The organism is Lysinibacillus sp. NPDC086135, from assembly GCF_044746345.1.
GTDB lineage: Bacteria > Bacillota > Bacilli > Bacillales_A > Planococcaceae > Lysinibacillus.
The window spans coordinates 1-18,215 of sequence record NZ_JBIVCA010000005.1 but is presented as its reverse complement, the minus strand read 5'-3'; the positions used below and the strand labels follow the sequence as shown (position 1 = coordinate 18,215).

Annotated in this window: 20 protein-coding genes; 9 read left to right on the top strand and 11 right to left on the bottom strand. The window is 32.8% G+C overall.

Features of this window, described 5'->3' with window-relative positions; translation table 11 throughout:
- Positions 1-69 precede the first annotated feature (69 nt).
- From ACIPKN_RS08735 to ACIPKN_RS08715, 5 genes are all read left to right on the top strand, one after another.
- Positions 70-825 carry a LysM peptidoglycan-binding domain-containing protein gene (locus tag ACIPKN_RS08735; RefSeq protein ID WP_400935130.1) on the top strand — a complete coding sequence of 252 codons (756 nt, stop codon included), beginning with the start codon at positions 70-72 and terminating at the stop codon, positions 823-825.
- A gap of 160 nt (positions 826-985) precedes the next feature.
- Positions 986-1,741: a metallophosphoesterase gene (locus ACIPKN_RS08730; RefSeq protein WP_400935128.1), complete on the top strand. Its 756-nt coding sequence runs from the start codon at positions 986-988 to the stop codon at positions 1,739-1,741.
- Positions 1,742-1,861: 120 nt separating this feature from the next.
- Positions 1,862-2,827 carry a YpdA family putative bacillithiol disulfide reductase gene (locus ACIPKN_RS08725; protein WP_400935126.1) on the top strand — a complete coding sequence of 322 codons (966 nt, stop codon included), beginning with the start codon at positions 1,862-1,864 and terminating at the stop codon, positions 2,825-2,827.
- Positions 2,828-3,063: 236 nt separating this feature from the next.
- The gene (locus ACIPKN_RS08720) at positions 3,064-3,624 is read left to right on the top strand and encodes a glycerol-3-phosphate acyltransferase (protein ID WP_400935123.1); all 561 of its coding nucleotides are present in this window, start codon (positions 3,064-3,066) and stop codon (positions 3,622-3,624) included.
- 4 nt (positions 3,625-3,628) lie between these two features.
- Positions 3,629-5,170 (top strand): aminotransferase class V-fold PLP-dependent enzyme, encoded by a 1,542-nt coding sequence (locus ACIPKN_RS08715; RefSeq protein ID WP_400935120.1) that lies wholly within the window; start codon positions 3,629-3,631, stop codon positions 5,168-5,170.
- 28 nt (positions 5,171-5,198) lie between these two features.
- Here ACIPKN_RS08715 and ACIPKN_RS08710 read toward each other — a convergent pair whose 3' ends face one another.
- Positions 5,199-5,543, bottom strand: a complete 345-nt coding sequence (locus ACIPKN_RS08710) for a hypothetical protein (RefSeq protein WP_400935117.1) — start codon at positions 5,541-5,543, stop codon at positions 5,199-5,201.
- 309 nt (positions 5,544-5,852) lie between these two features.
- On the opposite strand from ACIPKN_RS08710, the gene ACIPKN_RS08705 reads away from it, so the two are divergent.
- Positions 5,853-6,818, top strand: coding sequence for an asparaginase (locus tag ACIPKN_RS08705; RefSeq protein ID WP_400935115.1), 966 nt, complete (start codon positions 5,853-5,855; stop codon positions 6,816-6,818).
- Positions 6,819-7,147: 329 nt separating this feature from the next.
- Here the strand turns inward: ACIPKN_RS08705 and ACIPKN_RS08700 are convergent, their stop codons facing one another.
- The 5 genes from ACIPKN_RS08700 to ACIPKN_RS08680 all read right to left on the bottom strand — a co-directional run bounded on the left by ACIPKN_RS08700 (position 7,148) and on the right by ACIPKN_RS08680 (position 11,074).
- On the bottom strand, positions 7,148-8,776 hold the full coding sequence (locus ACIPKN_RS08700) for a zinc-ribbon domain-containing protein (RefSeq protein ID WP_400935113.1): 1,629 nt from the start codon (positions 8,774-8,776) through the stop codon (positions 7,148-7,150).
- Between the two features lie 156 nt (positions 8,777-8,932).
- Positions 8,933-9,214, bottom strand: a complete 282-nt coding sequence (locus ACIPKN_RS08695) for a hypothetical protein (protein ID WP_400935111.1) — start codon at positions 9,212-9,214, stop codon at positions 8,933-8,935.
- On the bottom strand, positions 9,201-10,037 hold the full coding sequence (locus tag ACIPKN_RS08690; RefSeq protein ID WP_400935109.1) for a ParM/StbA family protein: 837 nt from the start codon (positions 10,035-10,037) through the stop codon (positions 9,201-9,203). The genes ACIPKN_RS08695 and ACIPKN_RS08690 overlap by 14 nt, the downstream gene beginning before the upstream one ends.
- A 255-nt stretch (positions 10,038-10,292) precedes the next feature.
- Positions 10,293-10,505, bottom strand: a complete 213-nt coding sequence (locus ACIPKN_RS08685; RefSeq protein ID WP_400935106.1) for a hypothetical protein — start codon at positions 10,503-10,505, stop codon at positions 10,293-10,295.
- A gap of 392 nt (positions 10,506-10,897) precedes the next feature.
- Positions 10,898-11,074, bottom strand: coding sequence for a hypothetical protein (locus ACIPKN_RS08680; RefSeq protein WP_400935103.1), 177 nt, complete (start codon positions 11,072-11,074; stop codon positions 10,898-10,900).
- A gap of 80 nt (positions 11,075-11,154) precedes the next feature.
- Here ACIPKN_RS08680 and ACIPKN_RS08675 point away from each other — a divergent pair, with 80 nt between their 5' ends.
- From ACIPKN_RS08675 to ACIPKN_RS08665, 3 genes are all read left to right on the top strand, one after another.
- Entirely contained in the window at positions 11,155-11,292 is a 138-nt protein-coding gene (locus ACIPKN_RS08675) for a hypothetical protein (protein ID WP_400935101.1), read from the top strand.
- Between the two features lie 381 nt (positions 11,293-11,673).
- On the top strand, positions 11,674-12,834 hold the full coding sequence (locus ACIPKN_RS08670) for a hypothetical protein (protein WP_400935098.1): 1,161 nt from the start codon (positions 11,674-11,676) through the stop codon (positions 12,832-12,834).
- A complete protein-coding gene (locus tag ACIPKN_RS08665; RefSeq protein WP_400935096.1) occupies positions 12,831-15,116 on the top strand; it encodes an FtsK/SpoIIIE domain-containing protein in 2,286 nt (761 codons plus the stop codon). Before ACIPKN_RS08670 ends, ACIPKN_RS08665 begins: the two co-directional genes overlap by 4 nt.
- 168 nt (positions 15,117-15,284) lie before the next feature.
- Here the strand turns inward: ACIPKN_RS08665 and ACIPKN_RS08660 are convergent, their stop codons facing one another.
- From ACIPKN_RS08660 to ACIPKN_RS08640, 5 genes are all read right to left on the bottom strand, one after another.
- Positions 15,285-16,043, bottom strand: coding sequence for a peptidoglycan DD-metalloendopeptidase family protein (locus ACIPKN_RS08660; protein WP_400935093.1), 759 nt, complete (start codon positions 16,041-16,043; stop codon positions 15,285-15,287).
- 102 nt (positions 16,044-16,145) lie between these two features.
- Positions 16,146-16,322, bottom strand: coding sequence for a hypothetical protein (locus ACIPKN_RS08655; protein ID WP_400935091.1), 177 nt, complete (start codon positions 16,320-16,322; stop codon positions 16,146-16,148).
- A gap of 5 nt (positions 16,323-16,327) precedes the next feature.
- A complete protein-coding gene (locus tag ACIPKN_RS08650; protein WP_400935089.1) occupies positions 16,328-16,642 on the bottom strand; it encodes a hypothetical protein in 315 nt (104 codons plus the stop codon).
- A 692-nt stretch (positions 16,643-17,334) separates the two neighbouring features.
- Positions 17,335-17,625, bottom strand: a complete 291-nt coding sequence (locus ACIPKN_RS08645) for a hypothetical protein (protein WP_400935087.1) — start codon at positions 17,623-17,625, stop codon at positions 17,335-17,337.
- Between the two features lie 38 nt (positions 17,626-17,663).
- A partial coding sequence (locus tag ACIPKN_RS08640; RefSeq protein WP_400935085.1) for a peptidase G2 autoproteolytic cleavage domain-containing protein occupies positions 17,664-18,215 on the bottom strand: 552 nt, incomplete at its 5' end.

Here is an 18,215-nt window from a genome sequence, read left to right as displayed (position 1 = left end):
ATTTACTTTTTTCGCAAAATTCGTCATAATAGAATGATAGAAAGCGTAGTAAGGTTGGAGGAACGGCGAATGAGTAAAGAAGATTATCGCGATAAAATCGAAGAACATCGTCAATCTTTTGAGGAAGAACAAAAAGAACAGCAAGATTTATCTAGAGTTTCAAGAATGAAGAAAAATGGAAATGACAATAAAAAACCAAGTAATACAAAACGAAAACCGCCATTAATGACGATTCTTTTTGTAATTTTTATCTTAATTCCATTATCGATATTAGTCTATTTTTTGAAATTCTATGAACCTGGAACAACAATTGAAGAGGCTGAAAAAAATTCTTCGGAAATTGTAGAAATTGACAATTCAGGGGATGAAGATAAGGTGCCTGTATCTACTGACAAAGCAAAAGAAGACGATAAAGCAAACAAAGATAAGGCAGACAAAGCAAAAGAGCCTTCTAAGAAAGACACTGAGAAATTAGCTGATGAGCAGAAGGCAGCTGCGGAAGCGAAAAAGGCCGAAGCAGCCAAGAAGGCAGAAGAAGCTAGAAAAGCCGACGAAGCTAAAAAAGCTGAGCAAGCTAGAATAGCACAAGCAGAAGAGGCTAAAAGATCGGAACAAGCACGTAAAGCCGATGAAGCACGCAAAGCAGAAGAAGCAAAACAATCTGCAAAAGCAAGTACTCATACTGTAAAAGCAAATGAAAATCTATATCGTATTGCTTTAAATCACTACGGCGATGGAAGTGAAGCAACATTATCGAAAATTCGTGCAGCAAATGGTATGTCTTCAAATAATGTAATGATTGGGCAAGTGATTAAGCTACCATAAGAAAAGCGGGTGTCATTCTTTGGCAATGATGTTTTTCTAGTATAAAATAATGGACAAACGTCAACACCAAATATGGTTGAGGCGTACGTCTGATTTAGTGAAAAGGCGATTCTTCATTATTACGAATCGTCTTTTTGCTTTCGTAAGGAGATGTGAGGGAATGATTTATTTTGGACTATTTGTTTTATTAGTCATTGCGTTCCTGCTTTATATGTTGAAGGTGGCACATGAAAATAATGTTTTACAGCATCAATTGTTATTAAAGGGTGAACAGGAAAAGATCCGACTATTTTTTATTTCGGATACACATTTACGCAAAATTAATCGCCAAATGATTGAACAGTTAGATGGTCAATTTGATGCTGTTATTATTGGTGGAGATTTTGCAGATGGACGCACACCTATTCAACGTATTCATGACAACCTAAAATTATTAACTCCTTTAGGACCGACATTTTTTGTATGGGGTAATAATGACAGAGAAGTAGGCGAAGGACGATTAAGAAGTATTTTGCAGGAACATGGTGTTCAGATCATCGCTAATGATGCTGTATTACTACCTAAAAAAAACCGTTTTTGGCTAAATGCAATTGAAGACACATCTACAATGAAATATAGCTTTGATGAAGCATTTGCAAAGGTAGGAGAGAAAGACTTAGTTGTTTTCATCTCACATAACCCTGGTGTTTTTGCAAGAGTCCGTGCAAAATTTAGAGCAGATTTAATGATTGGTGGGCATTTACACGGTGGTCAAATTAGAATTGGTCCATACGGTGTGCATCCTAATGGCTCTTACCGGAAGCGTGAGGGTGTGATGACGTTAGTAAGTAACGGCTATGGTACGACATTATTGCCTTTCCGGCTTGGTGCGAGACCACAGTGTCATATTATTGACATTGAAATTTCGGGTAAATAAACAACCAAAACTCGATTGAAGGCGTATAATGGAAGCGATAAGGATTTATTCGGTAAAAGCCCGATTATTGAAAGTAAAGTATTAGCATTGCTGATACAAAGTTGATAGGAGTGTCAAGAAATGCAACAAGTAGATGCAATTATTGTTGGAGGAGGCCCATGTGGTTTAGCAGCAGCAATAGCTTTGCAAAATATTGGATTAAAGCCAATTGTCATTGAAAAAGGCAATATCGTAAATGCGGTTTACAATTACCCTACGCATCAAACTTTTTTTAGTACTAGTGAACGACTAGCTATTGGTGATGTACCCTTTATAATTGAAGGTCGTAAACCAAAGCGAAATCAAGCACTAGTTTATTATCGAGAAGTTGTACGTTTGAAAGGTATTCAAGTAAACCGCTTCGAGAAAGTAAATAGCGTTGTAAAAAATGGAGCGGTGTTTACAGTAACGACAAATAAAGAGGTCTATACAACGCCTTATGTTGTGATTGCAACAGGCTACTATGACCATCCGAATTATTTAAACATCCCAGGTGAGAAATTGCCGAAAGTCTTCCATTACTTTAAAGAGGGACATGAATTTTTTGATACGGATGTTCTTGTAATAGGTGGGAAAAACTCTGCAATAGATGCGGCGCTTGAGTTAAATAAGGCTGGAGCTCGCGTCACTGTTGCCTATCGCGGCAGTGAGTATTCACCTAGCATCAAGCCATGGGTTTTACCAGAATTTGAAGGTGTAGTACGAAATGAAGAAGTCCAAATGCATTTCAATACAAATATACTGGAAATCCGAGAGCATGAGGTCGTAATAGAAATTGCTGGTAGCAAGAAAACTTTAAAAAATGATTTTGTTTTTGCTATGACAGGTTATCATCCGGATCATTCATTTATTCGAGCAATGGGTGTCTCTATTGATTATGAAACGGGTCGTCCTTTCTTTAATCCAGAAACTATGGAAACAAATGTAGAAGGCTTATTTATTGCGGGAGTTATTGCAGCTGGAAATAATGCCAATGAAATTTTTATAGAAAATGGCCGTTTCCATGGCGATTGTATTGCAAAGACAATTGACAAAAGAGCAAAATAGCAAGATGAGCTGTATAGGCATATAAGCTTATACAGCTTTTTTAAACCGTCGGATAGAAGAGAGAAAGCAGCGGGAGAAGTTCGAAGCGACGGATGAAAGGTCCAGAGCGACTAAATGAGAATGAAGCGGCTCCCAGGATCCCTCAGGTAAGTGACCAGTCATAACGGAAATCAACCTTACATTATGGTGATAGTACATAATTTCTTTAATGGAAGTTGATAAAAAGGTGTGAAAGAATGATTGGATTATATTGGATTATGAGTTATGTTATAGGGAACTTCATGACAGCGTATGTCGTTGGAAAAGCATATGGCGTTAATTTACAGGAAGAAAGAAGTGAAAATTTAGGTGCTAGAAATGCTGGTAGTGTGATTGGGAAAGGTGCTTTTCTATGGACTTTTTTAGGGGATTCTTTTAAAGGTGCGCTCATTGTTAGTGTAGGGCGTTTATTGCATTGCGAAGAATGGGTAATTGTGTTAGGCGCTAGTTTGGGCATGCTTGGTCATATGTTTCCGTTTTGGCTTAAGTTTAATGGGGGAAAAGGAGTAGCAACTTTTATAGGTGTAGGTCTGGCATTATCTCCGAGCTTATTTTTTATGATGGTTGTTGGAACAGCTATTACGCTTAGTGTAACTAGAAGTTTAACACTTAGTATGTTAGGTGGCTTAGTTTTATATGTTGGAGCAATTGTTTATACAGATAAATTACTGTTATACATACCGATACTAGTAGCAATTTGTTTTATGCTTATTAAACATATGTCGAATATTAAAGAGTCTTTAGAGAGAAGGAAGTGATTATATGTATTGGTGTAAAATTGCGCATACAGAAGCGGAGTTTGAGGAAATTGCACGTTTAAATTACGAAACCTTTGTTGAAGAAATTCCACAGCATAAACCAAACTCTGAAAGGAAAAAAGTTGACCGTTTTCATCATGAAAATTCGTATATTGTTGTTTATAAAGGAATAGAACTTATAGGCATGCTTGCATTTAGAGATCAGAGGCCGTTCTCAATTGATGAAAAGATAGGAAAAGTTGAGCAATATTTATCAAAAGAGATTAGTGCTAAGCTATGTGAAATTAGATTGCTTGCAGTTAAGAAGGCATACCGTACAGGAAGAGTACTGCTGAAATTGACACAGGCATTGACTGCTTTTGCATACGAAAAAGGTTATTCGGCAGCGGTTATTTCAGGTACTACTCGTGAAGAGAAGCTTTATAAGCAAATGGGCTTTAGCCAATTTGCACCTGCTACAGGGATCGAGGATGCTTTATTTTTACCAATGGTATTAACAAGACAGCAGTTTGAAAAGTCTTTACAGCAAAGACTTGCGAAGGAATGTCATACTTTTTATCCAGGTCCAGTGAAACAAAGAGAACCATTTATGTATTCAGAGCTTTCTCATCGTTCGTTAGGCTTTCAATCATTATTTGAGCAAATGAGAAATAAGTTGCTTCAATTATCAGGAGCAGAGCATGTAGCTACAATTGTAGGGACTGGGACATTGGCAAATGAAGTTATGCTAGGGCAATTGAAGGCTCAACAATTAGGGCGTGGACTAATTTTAACGAATGGTGAGTTTGGAGAACGTCTTCGAAAGCAAGCAGAGAGATGGTCATTGGATTTTGATGTAATTGAGCAAGATTGGGGAAGTTCCTTTGATACAAATATTTTGGACGCTTATTTGCAAAAAAGATCGTATCAATGGCTTTTAGCAGTACATGGAGAAACGTCGACTGGTACTTATAATGATATAAAGGAAATTATACAGCTAACAAAGCGGTATAATATAAAGCTTTGCATTGATTGCATTAGTTCTTTCGGAGCAATGCCATTTTGTTTAAAAGATTGTTATTTAGCGACTGCTGTGAGTGGAAAAGCAATAGGTGCGCTCAGTGGTTTGGCTTTTATTTTTTCGCAAAACATTGTGACATCTTCTTCAACATTACCAGATTATCTCGATTTAGCTAATTACCAGCAAGGTGCGATTCCATTTACATTACCAGCAGTACTTGTTGCAAATGTTACTGCAGCGTTACAAGCATATCCAGAAAGGTATGGACAGTTACAGCAACGTTTTAAAACATTACTGCAACTACCATTTATGCACTACAAAGTTTCAACTAGACAGTATCCGATGCTGATAACTTTACAGCTTCCTAAGACTTTGGCAAATCTACAGAGAGATTTAATTTTAAATGGTTATTATGTTCATGCGGATAGCCAATACTTACGTCAAAGAGACTTCATACAGCTCTCTGTTATTCAGCCGGATTTTGAGATAGCAATCAATCATTTACATAAAATCTTGAATTATTATAAGCAAATTGTAGATGCATAAGCTTAATTGAAAATTGAATACAATAGCCTTATATGAAAAATTCCTTTAAATCAAGAGGAGTTCCTACTTTGTTGAGCCCAATTAATAATTTTAGTCGTGCCTTTTGACCATTAATACCAGTTGCAAATATAGCGCCTAAGTCTTCGAGCATTTTGCCACCGCCAACATAGCCATAAACTCCTTCTGCGATACCATTAAAACAACGGGATACCAGTATAACAGGAATACCGCGCTCTAAAAGACTTTCAATACCTTTAACAACTGTTGGAGGGACGTTGCCTTGTCCAAGGCCTTCTAACACAACGCCATCATATTTACATGCGAGTACTACATCAAGTAAGTCAACCTCCATGCCAGCATACACTTTCAGCATGGCTACTCGTTTTGATAATCCATCAATTTCTACATATTGACGGCGGATAGGGGCATGATGAAATAATATTCTTGATTTTGTAATAAGTCCAATTGGGCCATATTGAGGTGACTGAAAGGTATTTACAGAACTAGTATGTACAGTAATTCATATGTGTTTTAAAATGTACAGTTAGTCTATCCCCTGTAAATGTTGATATATAAGGCTTTACAAGATGTGGATAGCGTATCAATAGTTATCCACAATACATAAAATACAAGGTGAAATAAGCATGACAATACTATATAATGTTGGAGAGGTGAAATAAGCATGACAAAAAAGGTAGTATTGATTACAACTGGAGGGACAATTGCCAGTAAAAGAAACACATCAGGGAAATTAGAATCTGGTGTTTTAGATGGAAACGAAATTCTTTCAATGTGTAATTTAGAAGATAATATTGAAATAATATTAATTGACTTATTGCATTTACCATCAATGCATATGACATTTGACAATCTAAATACCTTAACGCAAACTATAAACGAGCAACTTAAGGATGAATCAGTAAATGGTATAGTAGTTACTCATGGTACTGACTCGTTAGAAGAGACTGCATATTTCTTAGAGTTAACAACTAACGACACTAGACCAATCGTTGTTACAGGTTCTCAAAAATCACCAGAAGATATTGGGACAGATGTGTATTCAAATTTGAGGAATTCTATTCTTGTAGCTTCAAATGAAAACGCAAATAACTTAGGTGCTGTTGTAGTTTTCAATGATGAGATTTTACACTCTAAATATGTGAAGAAAATTCACTCTTCGAGTATAAATGGATTTGGTTCTATAGGGTACGGAAGGTTGGGATTCATTGATAATGATGAAGTTGTAATTTATCAAAAACCGACTAAAAGAGAATGTTATGATTTAAAAGACGCATATCCAAATGTCGAAATCGTAAACGCTTATTTAGGATGTACAGGCTTTGTATTGGATGCACTATATACTTCTAATATTGATGGAATAGTTTTAGTTGGTTCTGGTAGAGGGCAAATAACTCCAAGTATGACAAAATCAATTGAAAAGTTGATTGAAAAGAATGTTAAAATCGCACTAACAACTTCTACTGAAGAAGGTAGAGTATTTCCTTCATATGATTATTACGGTAGTGCAAATAATCTCAAAGAGATTGGGGTTATTATGGGCGGAGATTTTGATGCGAAGAAAGCAAGAATTAAATTAATGTTAATGCTTGCGAATAATAATGATATGTACGATACTTTCATGCACTAAAATAAAAAATCCCTATCCACAATAATGATTGGATAGGGATTTAAATTGGTTCTGACCCAGTATTACAGTTAAGTTAACCGTTAGACATTTATTATAATACCATGTCTAAAATAATAAATCTACAGTGAAATTATTTTTTGTAGTATAAAAATAACATTTTTCTTATTATACATCTAGATTATATATATTCTCTTATGTGTATCTCATACCATAGCACTTAAATTATTTTAAGCAAGTCATTCGATAAATTCAAAAGTACATAATAACATTTGAAACATATTTAAACTCTATAAAAGGAAATTTAGTGAATGTTTTAAAAGATAAATTACTTAATTTTTAATATAATCATCAAAATCTTCTTTATACATCCAACGAAATCCGCCTGCCGTTTTTCTTTTTCCAGTACAGCATTGAGAAATACTGCCTTTATCAATATTTGTTCTTCGATACGCATCTATAGGGCTACTGTGTTGATTAACATAATTCCAATTCAAATCTAACTGAACAATTTTCTTATATCTTGTATAGGATAATTTAGCATTAGTATCATCTGATGTACTATTTAAATAATCATCTAAGAACATCCATTTATAGCCTCCAGTGGATTGTCTGATCTCATTACACACCCTAATAATATAAGAACTATTAAGTCCTAATGATTTTACAACACTATTTACAGAATCCCATTCTTTTATTAGCTCTCCATTTAAATCAAATTGAGCTATAGTGATTGCATCACAATTTTTATTGTTAACTGTAATCAACAACTCTCCACTTATATACTTTCTATAATCCTCTTCGTAAAGCCATTTATATCCATGAGATGTTTCACATTTATGTGTACAGCTTCTTTTTATATGAACTTTAGAGTAATTTAATTCATCTTCTATTTCCTGAAAGCTTCCCCAAACCTTTATTAACCTAAGACTTGTGTCTAGTTGATAAATACGCAACTCATGTCGTTCTTCGTAGCCGTCTCTAGTTTTAATTCCAAAATGTTTCAATGCTCTATATATCGTACTTATATGTAAATTCAACATTTCTGATATTTCAGATTTACTATATCCATCTTTGAAAAGTTGCACTATTTTTACTTTAAATGATTTATTTATATTTAGTTTGATATTACTCCAATTTACATCGTTAAATTCACATAACTTAGTCAAATCACTATTCAAAATGTTATTTTTTATATATTTGAAGTCAGAAATTTTCGCATCAATAACGATATATCGTTTGATACCGTTATTTTTTGCTAATTTTTCTTTTAATTTATCATTCTTGATTTCTTCTTCGAAAATTCTTCCACCAAGTTCTTCAAAGCCATTTCCTGAATGCTGTCCGCCATGCATCTCTATTATTGCATTATAGACAGGTAAATAGAAATCATATCTTTTATTTTTACTCCATCCAAAGGTTTTTTGACAACAAAATTCCAAATCGAATTCTTTTAATAAATGATACATTATTTTTTCTGGATAACTAATTCCATCAGAACATCGTGGGCAAGAAAGACCATAAATGTTAATATCTGAAATAGTTTTATTCTTAATAATTTCACCACATTCCGAACATTTCCAGTCAACTTTCTTTTTACTACCCTGCATATACTTAAAACCATCTTCAGGATTGGCTAATAGAGAAGCAAGTTCTGGATTTGTAGTCCACATGTCGTTATATCTAATTGAGACTTTTTTATTACTGCAATACGGACATTTACTTCCATTACTCCTATTAATGATTGAAGCGTCCCACTCATGTCCTATCTTACATTTCCACCAAGCTTTAATTCCTTGACCTTTAGTAACTCTATAAATATCAATACCTAATTCATCATTCTTTTTGAAATCCCATTCGTACCACAATTCAGGTCTGATTTTTAACAGGGCATTATCAGCTAGAAAGATTGTTGGATCAAATTGATATTTATTTAGTGTATTATTCGATATATTCGCCAATACAAGCATCTCCTTTTTATTATTTTATGTATTTTGTTATTTAATTATTATATCAAAACATCTCTATTTTGGCAAAATATTCAACTTCTTTTTGATTAATAAAAATAGGCTTCTTGTTTGATATAAAGAAGCCTTAATTCGACTTATTTAAAAAACTCAAAAGAAGTTGCCAGTGTCTCCTTTTTGCAAAGCATCCTTAGCTATGTGAACCTCTTGTTTCCTAATATCGACTGCTGTTTCATCAAATTTTTCAGCAATTAATTCTTTCCCAAAACCACTGAACGATGAAGAGTACATAAGTGCATATTTTAACAGCTCCATCTGCCTCTTACTATTTTTATTAAATGTAACCCCTTGAGTAATGTATTTACCTTTAGTTTTTCTTTTCATTTCCTCAATTATTTTATCTACTTCATCTTCTGACCTAATCCATCCCATAACCAATCACTCCTAAATTGAACATTCCTCTAGCCGATGCCGTAATGGGATCATCCATGACTTGTAAATTAGGGAAGTAGAACTTAATATGACTTACTAACTCTTCGTTCAAAGCTCCACCACCTAAGAGATATACGACATCGTTAGAATTCCATTTTGCTAATAATTGCCCACATATATAATCAGCTAATGCTTTTGCGTTGAATCCTTCTCCTAGCGCTTCTAATCCTTTATCAAAGAATGTTCCAGATCCAGTATCAATCATTCTACAATTACCATCTATACATAGCGATGTAGAAAAATTCACTGTCCTAGATCCAATATCTAAGAATCTTGTCATACCACTTGGTTTATCTACAAAATAAGCAGTTGCGCTTTCTGCTGAAACTTTGACATCTGCAACTAAGAATGTCTTAGTCACTCCGTTTACAGTTAACGTATGAGAACCTCGTAACCTTCTTATTCTCCCTTGTTTCTCTTCTTCTGTGTGCATTTTTACAGGAACTGAAACCACAAGATAGTTTGAAGCATACCCATATTGATGAATAGAAGTCAGTACGGATAGATCAAAAAAATCATGCTGTTTACTTTTACTAAATATTTGAAGTGGATACTCGCAGTCAAATTTGCTAAGAGTACCTAATACGTATTTCTCACCTTTATATTCCACGATAAAATCATATTTCGAAGTTACCTTAGTTAATGTCCTATCCCCATATACTCCTTTTACGCTCGGAAAAACTTCTATTTCATTTCGTGTCACAACCACAGTATTTGAACCTCCGTCGTCTACAACAATAAGACCTGCGACTTCATCCTTCAATAAAATCCCCTTTCGCTCATTTGTTAATGTTAATTTAGCTTATGAGTAAGATTTATAAAAATGAGTAAAATTTAAAAAATATTTGACTTGTTTTAAACTATTTTGATTTTCAAAAGCCCTATAAACATTGGGTTTTAAAGTCCTTAAAATTTAATAAAATGGGGATTTTATTAAAAGTAATATTTAGAAGGGGATCTGAACAACAAAAAACCATCAAACGTCACTTTTATAGATGGAACGCAGATGGTTTATCATTTATTTATTTTCGTTATCAAGATAATCGATTATAGCCTTTCTTGCATACGCACCAAACGAAGTAGACCTCATTAACACATTCTTTAGCAATTCTAATTGTTGGGGACTGTCTTTTTTAAATAAAACACTTTGAGTGATGTATTTTCCATTTCCTTTTTTCAGTAGTTCTTCTATTATACGTTCAGCTTCTTCTTCTGATCTGATTATAGCCAAGACATACCACTCCCTCCATATTTATTATTTATGACATATAAGGAGAGGATATGTTTGAATTATTTAAAATAATTTTTAATTATTTGTAATTATTTTTATCATGCCCACATAAATTACGATTAAGTTCAAAACAATTTAAAACAATATAAAATCCCATTGCATTCACTACAATGAGATAGTCTGTAGATAATAATAAAACATCAAAACTGTTTTTAAAAGTTAAGGAATATTTTCAATTTATTTTAGATAATATGGCAGTGAGAAGAGAAAGCTAATTATCAAATAATCAAATTATCGCTAAGAAAAAGCTTAATTATCGCTAGAACTGATACATTTATTTCGATAATAAGAAGAAAAATTCAATGTACTACTACACGAATCTATAATATAAATCATCCTTCATATTCAACCTTTTCAAATACTCCAAACTCTTCAAGAATTTCTAAAATCGCTTCAACTTCTTTTCTTTCCATTTTTAACTCGTGAAACAATCTGAGGTCACAACTATCTAAATTTACTTTCCAATCTGACTGAGGACGATGTAGCCAATCATTAAAAAACATACCCATAATCGCAACTCCTTTTTCAGCTTTGTAATATCAATCTGTCCATTTTAAATTATTTAATACATTTTAAGAGGAGGAATATTATGAGCAGTATTGTTGTGTTATTAGGTCAAGTAGGAATTGCATTAGGTGGATTTATAGGTATGTCATCTATTTTAAGTTGGTATCATGGAGGAGGGAAAAAGAATGACAAATCTAATAGTAAATTACCATTACAATAATGGAGTTCGTAATATGACATTGAATGGGAGAGAGTTGAAAAGAAAAGAAGTAAATCAAACTTTACCTTTTCTAGAGGAACTAACAAAGGAGGTGAGAATGCAACCAAAGAAAATTCAAAGACGCTTTTTCGCAAAGCTAAAGAAACTGTCCTTGTTAATAATTCCAATGATTGTACCAACAAAGATAACTCATGCTCAAGAAATTGTAAGCTTTCCACTTTTGGAGAAATCCCACGGAATAGAATTACTACCTCCAGAAATTATAGATATTCTGAAGCAATTAATTTTAGCTTTCGGGACAGTTTCAGTTGCATTGGCAATTCTGTTTCTAATGGGAGCAGGGATTTATCGGATGATAGGGAACGAGAGAAAAGCAAGCGAGTGGTCAGTAAACGTAATAAAAGGTTTCGGTCAGGTATTATTAGCACCAGTAATCATTCTAATTTTGACAACATTGACAACTTTAATATTCAAAAACGTTCGTGGCTTAGATATATTCTTTTAACATTAACCGTACCATTTGCAACTTTAAGTACATCTCAAGCAAAAGCATCTGCTTCTTGGTATGACAAATTTAATCCTATACCACCTGAAACACAAGCAAAAGTAGGATCAATAATAAATACCATCTATAAGATATTTGATTGGTTTAAAAACATTAAACAGAACATAACTGAATTATCAACTGATGTAATGTTTTGGGTATATGAAACATTGACAAAAGTAGTTCTACATACACCTTCAATTTTATTCAATAGTGATTGGTTTAAAAGTAACATCTTAACGTTCACAGGATTGTCTATTGCTACTTCATTAATTTTATCAATGTTAGAAGGTCTAAAATTAATGTCAGGTGATTTGATAGAAAATAGAAAACCGACTGATTTAAAACGTATAAGCAAAAGAATTCCTTTGGTTGTATTAGGTTCTGCAATTGCTCCTAGTGCTTTCTATTACCTGTTTAAAGGACTAAATAAGCTTACAGATATAATTATCGATTTTGGGAAGCTTCAAATGGGGAAAGGTATGAGTCAATTGAAAATTGATGATGTATCTTTACTTCAAGTATTTGGATTTATTGGATTTGATATTGCATTAATTACAATGTTGATCCCAATACTTTTGCAGAATTTTAGACGATGGTTTGATTTACTGGCTTTAGGTGTTATGACACCATTAGCATTAGCAAGTTGGGTATTTGCATCACAGGAACATTGGTTCATTATGTGGAGAGAGCACATCAAAAAATGTGCCACTGTTCAAGTTGTTTATGCTATATTCCTACTGCTAATTGGTACATTATTATTTGGCACTAAGCTTCCAAACGATTCTTTTGACGTTATGATTCAATTAGGTATTGTTATTGGTGGATTATGGAGAATGAACACTCCTCCAAATTTTTTATTCCGTTATATTGACAGAGGAGAAGACATTACTTCGATGTGGAATGGTGCTTTTAATGTTGTTAGACCCATCACAATGATTAAGAAGAAGTTTAAATTAAATTATAAGAATACAAAAAGGAGTGTGAAATCAAGATGAGTTTGAAAAGATTGATAAATCCTAGTGTTACTTCAAATGAAAAATATAGCAATTACAATATTGAATCATTGACGATGAGTACCATAAAAGAAATATTATCAAACTCATTTATTGATGGAGTATTTGGAGTTGAAGCATTTAGGATAGCGAATGGAGAGAATTATACTTTCTTTTCTCAACCTAATTATAATTGTAAGTTAACAACAATTAGAAATAACTCAGCACATTACTTAAACTCGAACTCAGAGAATACTACATTTGTACAACTGTACATGTCTAAACCTTCAATGTTTCCTATTGAAATGAATACTCCTACAACTTTCTTAGAAATAATTAATTCAATTATTCCTTCGCACATTAATTATAAATATCAGTTACTCCTTGTATACAGACAAGATAACTGGAGAGATAGAATTGTAGAGCAATATAATGACTATTTAAACGGAGTTCAGAATCCTTCTGATAATGGTTTACTTAGAAAAATACAAAGAAGCATCACTGAGAAGATTGATGAATTATTAAGGTGGGAACAAAAGCATTCTGAAATTAAAGAAGTTGGACAGAAATTAAAGGAGAATGGGTTTAGATTTAATATTAGATTAGCTTTAATTGGAGGGAGTAAGCTAGAAAGAGAGTATTCGTTATCGAAGATTGAATATGAAATAAATAAATATTCTTATACAAATGAATGGTTAGTTGACCACAATATTGATTTTAAGCATGGATCAGAAATGTTTAATAATAGAGTATTAGATTATCAATCTAAAAATCATACATTGTCAGAATCAGAATTGCTACAATTTATTGTATTAGAAAACAAGACGCAAATTAATGAAAATGCAAGTCTTATAGAAAAGAAAGTAGAAGAAAACGAGTCTGAATCAAACAATTTAATTAAATTATTACCTAAAGGAAATGGCATTAAACAATTTGATGGCAATGATTTAGCTGATAAATTTATATTTGCATTGAGAGAATTAAAACCGTTCAGGGGAAATTTGGAAATGATTAAGTGCCAATCAGGATCAACTTCAATGAAGATAACACTTAAGATACCTAAACATTTAAAGTTTTCAGAAATAAATAAACCTAATATAATAAGTGACATCCAAATAAAAATGGGAGTTAAACACTTACAAATTAAACAGGGAATAGATGTAGGGGAAATTGACATAATACTACCTTTAGAAAAAAGACAGAAGTTATTTTTAGCAGATTACATTAATAATGAAGAGTTTAAAGAATTCGCAGACAATCATCCACTACCTTTCTTAGTTGGCGTAGATGAGGTTGGTAGTCCTATTTATAGCTGTATGAGTACAATAAAACATTTACTAGTTGCAGGTTCAACAGGTTCTGGAAAGAGCGTGTGGTTGAATCAGCTAATTTTAACATTACTCATTTACAAGAATCCTTCTGAATTACAACTATTCATGATAGACATTAAACAAGTAGAATTAGTTCAATTTTCTTCATTTAATCATGTTCAATCTGTCATTACAGAAGCAAATGAAGCTGTCAAGCTATTGAATCAATTAATTACTGAAATGAATAGACGCTATGAGTTATTTAAGAATGCAGGAGTTAAAAATATTCGCTTGTACAATAAGAAATCTAAAAATAAACTCCCATATATTTTGTGCATTATTGACGAGTATGCAGAACTAACTAGTAGAAATGGTGATATTCATTCTTATATTCAATCGTTAACTCAACTTTCTCGTGCTTGTGGTATTCATTTAATAATAGCAACCCAAAGACCTAGTATTGATGTGATTAGTGGAACAATAAAATCTAATTTACCTAGCAAGATTGGATTTAGATGTGCAAATAAGCGTAGTTATTTAACGTTCTTAAATACTTCGCCTAAGTTCGAATTATTAGGTAATGGTGATGGAGTGATGGATTTTGAAGGTCAATCTGAGGAACATATGAGGTTTCAAGGTGCATTAATTGTGGATGATCCAAATGATGAGGATTTGGAGAGTAAGCTAATAAATAAAGTAGCAAATCAAATTAAACATGAAAAAGTGAAGATTGAATTACCTGAAGTAGAGGAATTAAAAGAAGAAAATGATTTGGATAAATTGAAGCGAGTAATTGTCGATACAGGCGAAACAAGAGTATCTCCTTTACGCAGTATAATGAAAATAAATATAAATAAATTGAATGATTTAATGAGAGATTTAGTAGAAGATGGATGGATGGAAGCCCCGATAACTAAACAATCAGGATACAAGTTAATTGTAAGTGAAGAGGAAATGGAAAAGTGGAGAAGATGAGTATATTCTATGAGTTGAAATATTTTATAAATCCCTATTCAGCGATAAGATTCTGATAGGGATTTATAAAATAATATTAATTTGATGGTATATAATATGTATTTGATTAAAATGCTAATGCTATACAGAACTGATATATGTAATTTTAACTATGTAATTCATTATTTATTAACAATTACTACCGATAATTGAAGCGTATCTAATAATCTTTGCATTTAACATCTTCTTACTAGCTGATTCAGCATCTTTTTGAGATGTATATTTACCACTTTGTAGACGATAACCGTCTTTATCATTTCCAAACACTTCTGCATATTTTAAGTAGCCTTTAGATACAAAATCTTTTTGAGCTTTTTCAGCATTTGCTTTAGATGTAAACGCATCAGTGTGAATACGAAAAGCATTTGCACCATTGACAATTTTATATCCAATTTTCTTAGAACCTTCTGTCGATGGTTGAGTATTGGAAGTTGATGTATTGTTGTTTGTTAACGGCTTACATGTATTCAATTCAATCCATGTCATAGGATCAATCGCATTTGGTTGACCAGAAGCGTACCTACCATTATGAATTTCGAAATGTAGATGTACACCAAAGCTTCCTCCATTATTACCCATGATACCAATTTGTTCACCTTGTTTTACACGTTGACCATTTTTAACCGTAATTTTGTCTAGGTGAGCATAATTTGTTTCGTAAGTTTTACCGTTCACAGTATGTACAATGCGAACTGAATTACCATAAGTACTTAATGGAGCAGACCATACTACTTCACCGCCTGCACTTGCATAAACAGGAACTTTAAATCCTGCGATTGGGGAAGCTAAATCTACACCTTGATGTCTTTCCCATCCTCTTCCGATATTGCGCATTCCAAAAGGCGATGTTAATCTTGCATTTACTACTGGACAATTAAAAATACCCATTATTCTTCATCCTTTCTTTTTCTTGAATTGAACTTGAAATAAAAAAAGACCAACAACATTAGTTGAAGGTCTTATATGTATCAGTTACTTTTGTAAGTATCACTACGATTCCTTTATATTTGATGTTTTACCAAAGTAAAAGGAAATGACACTGATTACTACAGTTTGAATGAAATTAGTTTCTAATTTACCCATTAATGACAAAGTGACGAATAGAAGAATAGTGAATAGAGCAATCAGTTTACGAACTTCAATTAATGCAGAAATTTTATTTTTCACATGTATCAATTCCTTTCTTTGTAACTATTCTTTTCAATATTATCTACACGTACCTCTAATGACTGTAAGCTCTTATTAATACCTTCAATCGCATTCGTTTGTCTTTCATGTAATGCATCAGATTTAGATAAGTGCTCCATAAGTTTATTTTCTCTATCTTTTGATTCTGAGCGATATTCATCATGCAATGAAGTTAATCGTTCTTCTTGTTTATCATTCTTGTCATATATCTTTTTTAATATAAATCCTACTAATGCGATACAGCACATTGCCCATACAGCAGGGCTATTGGCTACATCACTTAATGTTTTAATGTCCATACATGTAATCACCGACTTCTATTAAAATAATAAAAGAGTAGGGGAGAATTAACTCGCACCTACTCTAAACTGAATTTCCTGATTCACTTTTAATTTAATTGTATATTCATTCGATAATTGTTTGTTTATACAGTGTTTATACGTTATTTCTGTATGAATATACTATGTATTTTAGATAATATGTGTATTTTATTAAATTATAATCTCTTCGTCTTTACTGAATGTATCAGGTTTAGCACGTAGATTAGTCATGATTTTTTCAATACGTTTTTCAATTGTTTCAGCATAAGCCTCAGCGATAGTTTGCGCCTTCTCACCAAATTCAACAGAACTGAAACTACGTGAGAAAGGAATGTCTGTAGGGAAGGCTTTATATTTTGATCCTAATCGTAATAATACTTCTTCTTTTTCTGTAGGTACTACAACATCGTTAAATGTAGGATTATCATTATCATCTAAAACTGGTTTGCTATCTGAATCTACAATGGGGACTTTGGTAATAACATTCTCAATTGTTGTTTTAACAATATCTCCTGCAATATCTAACTTTTGAGTTTCAGCATCTTTAATTAGTTCTTTTCTGCTTCATCTAATACGACAGATTTCACATCTACAGTATAAATACCTTTTTCTAAATCACGTACAATATTTAACTTCATAAAAAATATTTCCTCCAACTATTATGTATTTTATTATTTACAATTAGAATTACTGGAAATGTCTTCGACCATTATTTCTTTAACCATTCGTTGTAAAAGGCGAATGTATTCTAACATTTCTTTTTGATCAAACCGTTTTGTAATAGTATTACTTAGACGTTCATCATGCAAAGCAATTTCTATGTACCGCTCAATTTCTGTTTTACCGTTTGTTTCTACTTTCTTAACAATAGGAGTAACTACTTGATAAATATCTTTTTCAATTGGTACTTTTGCTGATTGAATTGTTTCACTATAATTTATGTATTCTACCAGTACTGACATGTAATCACCATCTTTCTTTAAGGAACAATATGGAACGATTATTTTATAAACACTCTAACGATATTAGGTGTTACACGCTCCATAATACGAATATTGGTAGGATTTTCAGATAGAGTTAATTCTCCGTCTAACGCTCCAACTTTAGCGAAGTTGTTAGGGAAAAGTGTACCGTCGTCACGAACTAATAATTTACCAACCAGACCTACAGCATCCCATTCAGCACGTTTTTCACGAGGTGTATATGCTTGATCAGGATTCCAATTTGGACTCAACTTTTGAACATAGTCCTTGCGTGTCTTAGAAACTTTTTCAATTCCAATACTTCCGTCTTCATTTACCACTTCTGCATCTTCTTCATATTTAACATCAATCCAATGAAATTGAATACGACCCCATTCATCTGTTACATACTTATTGTTCCAATCATCTTGATAACTATCTCCGATAACAGATGGGGTAGCAGATACAATACCTAAAATATAGGCATCTTTGGCAGTTGCTTTACGTATTTTACCTTTATCTAGAGTCACTACATATCCAACCCTATCTTGATTACGTGGATTTCCATCCATCCATTCAAAGTATTCAGC

What these genes read in the sequence shown, in the direction of transcription:
- ACIPKN_RS08735 (WP_400935130.1), top strand. Translation starts at nt 70, where the DNA reads ATGAGTAAAGAAGATTATCGCGATAAAATCGAAGAACATCGTCAATCT.
- ACIPKN_RS08730 (WP_400935128.1), top strand. Translation starts at nt 986, where the DNA reads ATGATTTATTTTGGACTATTTGTTTTATTAGTCATTGCGTTCCTGCTT.
- ACIPKN_RS08725 (WP_400935126.1), top strand. Translation starts at nt 1,862, where the DNA reads ATGCAACAAGTAGATGCAATTATTGTTGGAGGAGGCCCATGTGGTTTA.
- ACIPKN_RS08720 (WP_400935123.1), top strand. Translation starts at nt 3,064, where the DNA reads ATGATTGGATTATATTGGATTATGAGTTATGTTATAGGGAACTTCATG.
- ACIPKN_RS08715 (WP_400935120.1), top strand. Translation starts at nt 3,629, where the DNA reads ATGTATTGGTGTAAAATTGCGCATACAGAAGCGGAGTTTGAGGAAATT.
- ACIPKN_RS08710 (WP_400935117.1), bottom strand. Translation starts at nt 5,543, where the DNA reads ATGCTGAAAGTGTATGCTGGCATGGAGGTTGACTTACTTGATGTAGTA.
- ACIPKN_RS08705 (WP_400935115.1), top strand. Translation starts at nt 5,853, where the DNA reads ATGACAAAAAAGGTAGTATTGATTACAACTGGAGGGACAATTGCCAGT.
- ACIPKN_RS08695 (WP_400935111.1), bottom strand. Translation starts at nt 9,214, where the DNA reads ATGGGATGGATTAGGTCAGAAGATGAAGTAGATAAAATAATTGAGGAA.
- ACIPKN_RS08680 (WP_400935103.1), bottom strand. Translation starts at nt 11,074, where the DNA reads ATGGGTATGTTTTTTAATGATTGGCTACATCGTCCTCAGTCAGATTGG.
- ACIPKN_RS08675 (WP_400935101.1), top strand. Translation starts at nt 11,155, where the DNA reads ATGAGCAGTATTGTTGTGTTATTAGGTCAAGTAGGAATTGCATTAGGT.
- ACIPKN_RS08665 (WP_400935096.1), top strand. Translation starts at nt 12,831, where the DNA reads ATGAGTTTGAAAAGATTGATAAATCCTAGTGTTACTTCAAATGAAAAA.
- ACIPKN_RS08660 (WP_400935093.1), bottom strand. Translation starts at nt 16,043, where the DNA reads ATGGGTATTTTTAATTGTCCAGTAGTAAATGCAAGATTAACATCGCCT.
- ACIPKN_RS08650 (WP_400935089.1), bottom strand. Translation starts at nt 16,642, where the DNA reads ATGGACATTAAAACATTAAGTGATGTAGCCAATAGCCCTGCTGTATGG.
- ACIPKN_RS08645 (WP_400935087.1), bottom strand. Translation starts at nt 17,625, where the DNA reads ATGTCAGTACTGGTAGAATACATAAATTATAGTGAAACAATTCAATCA.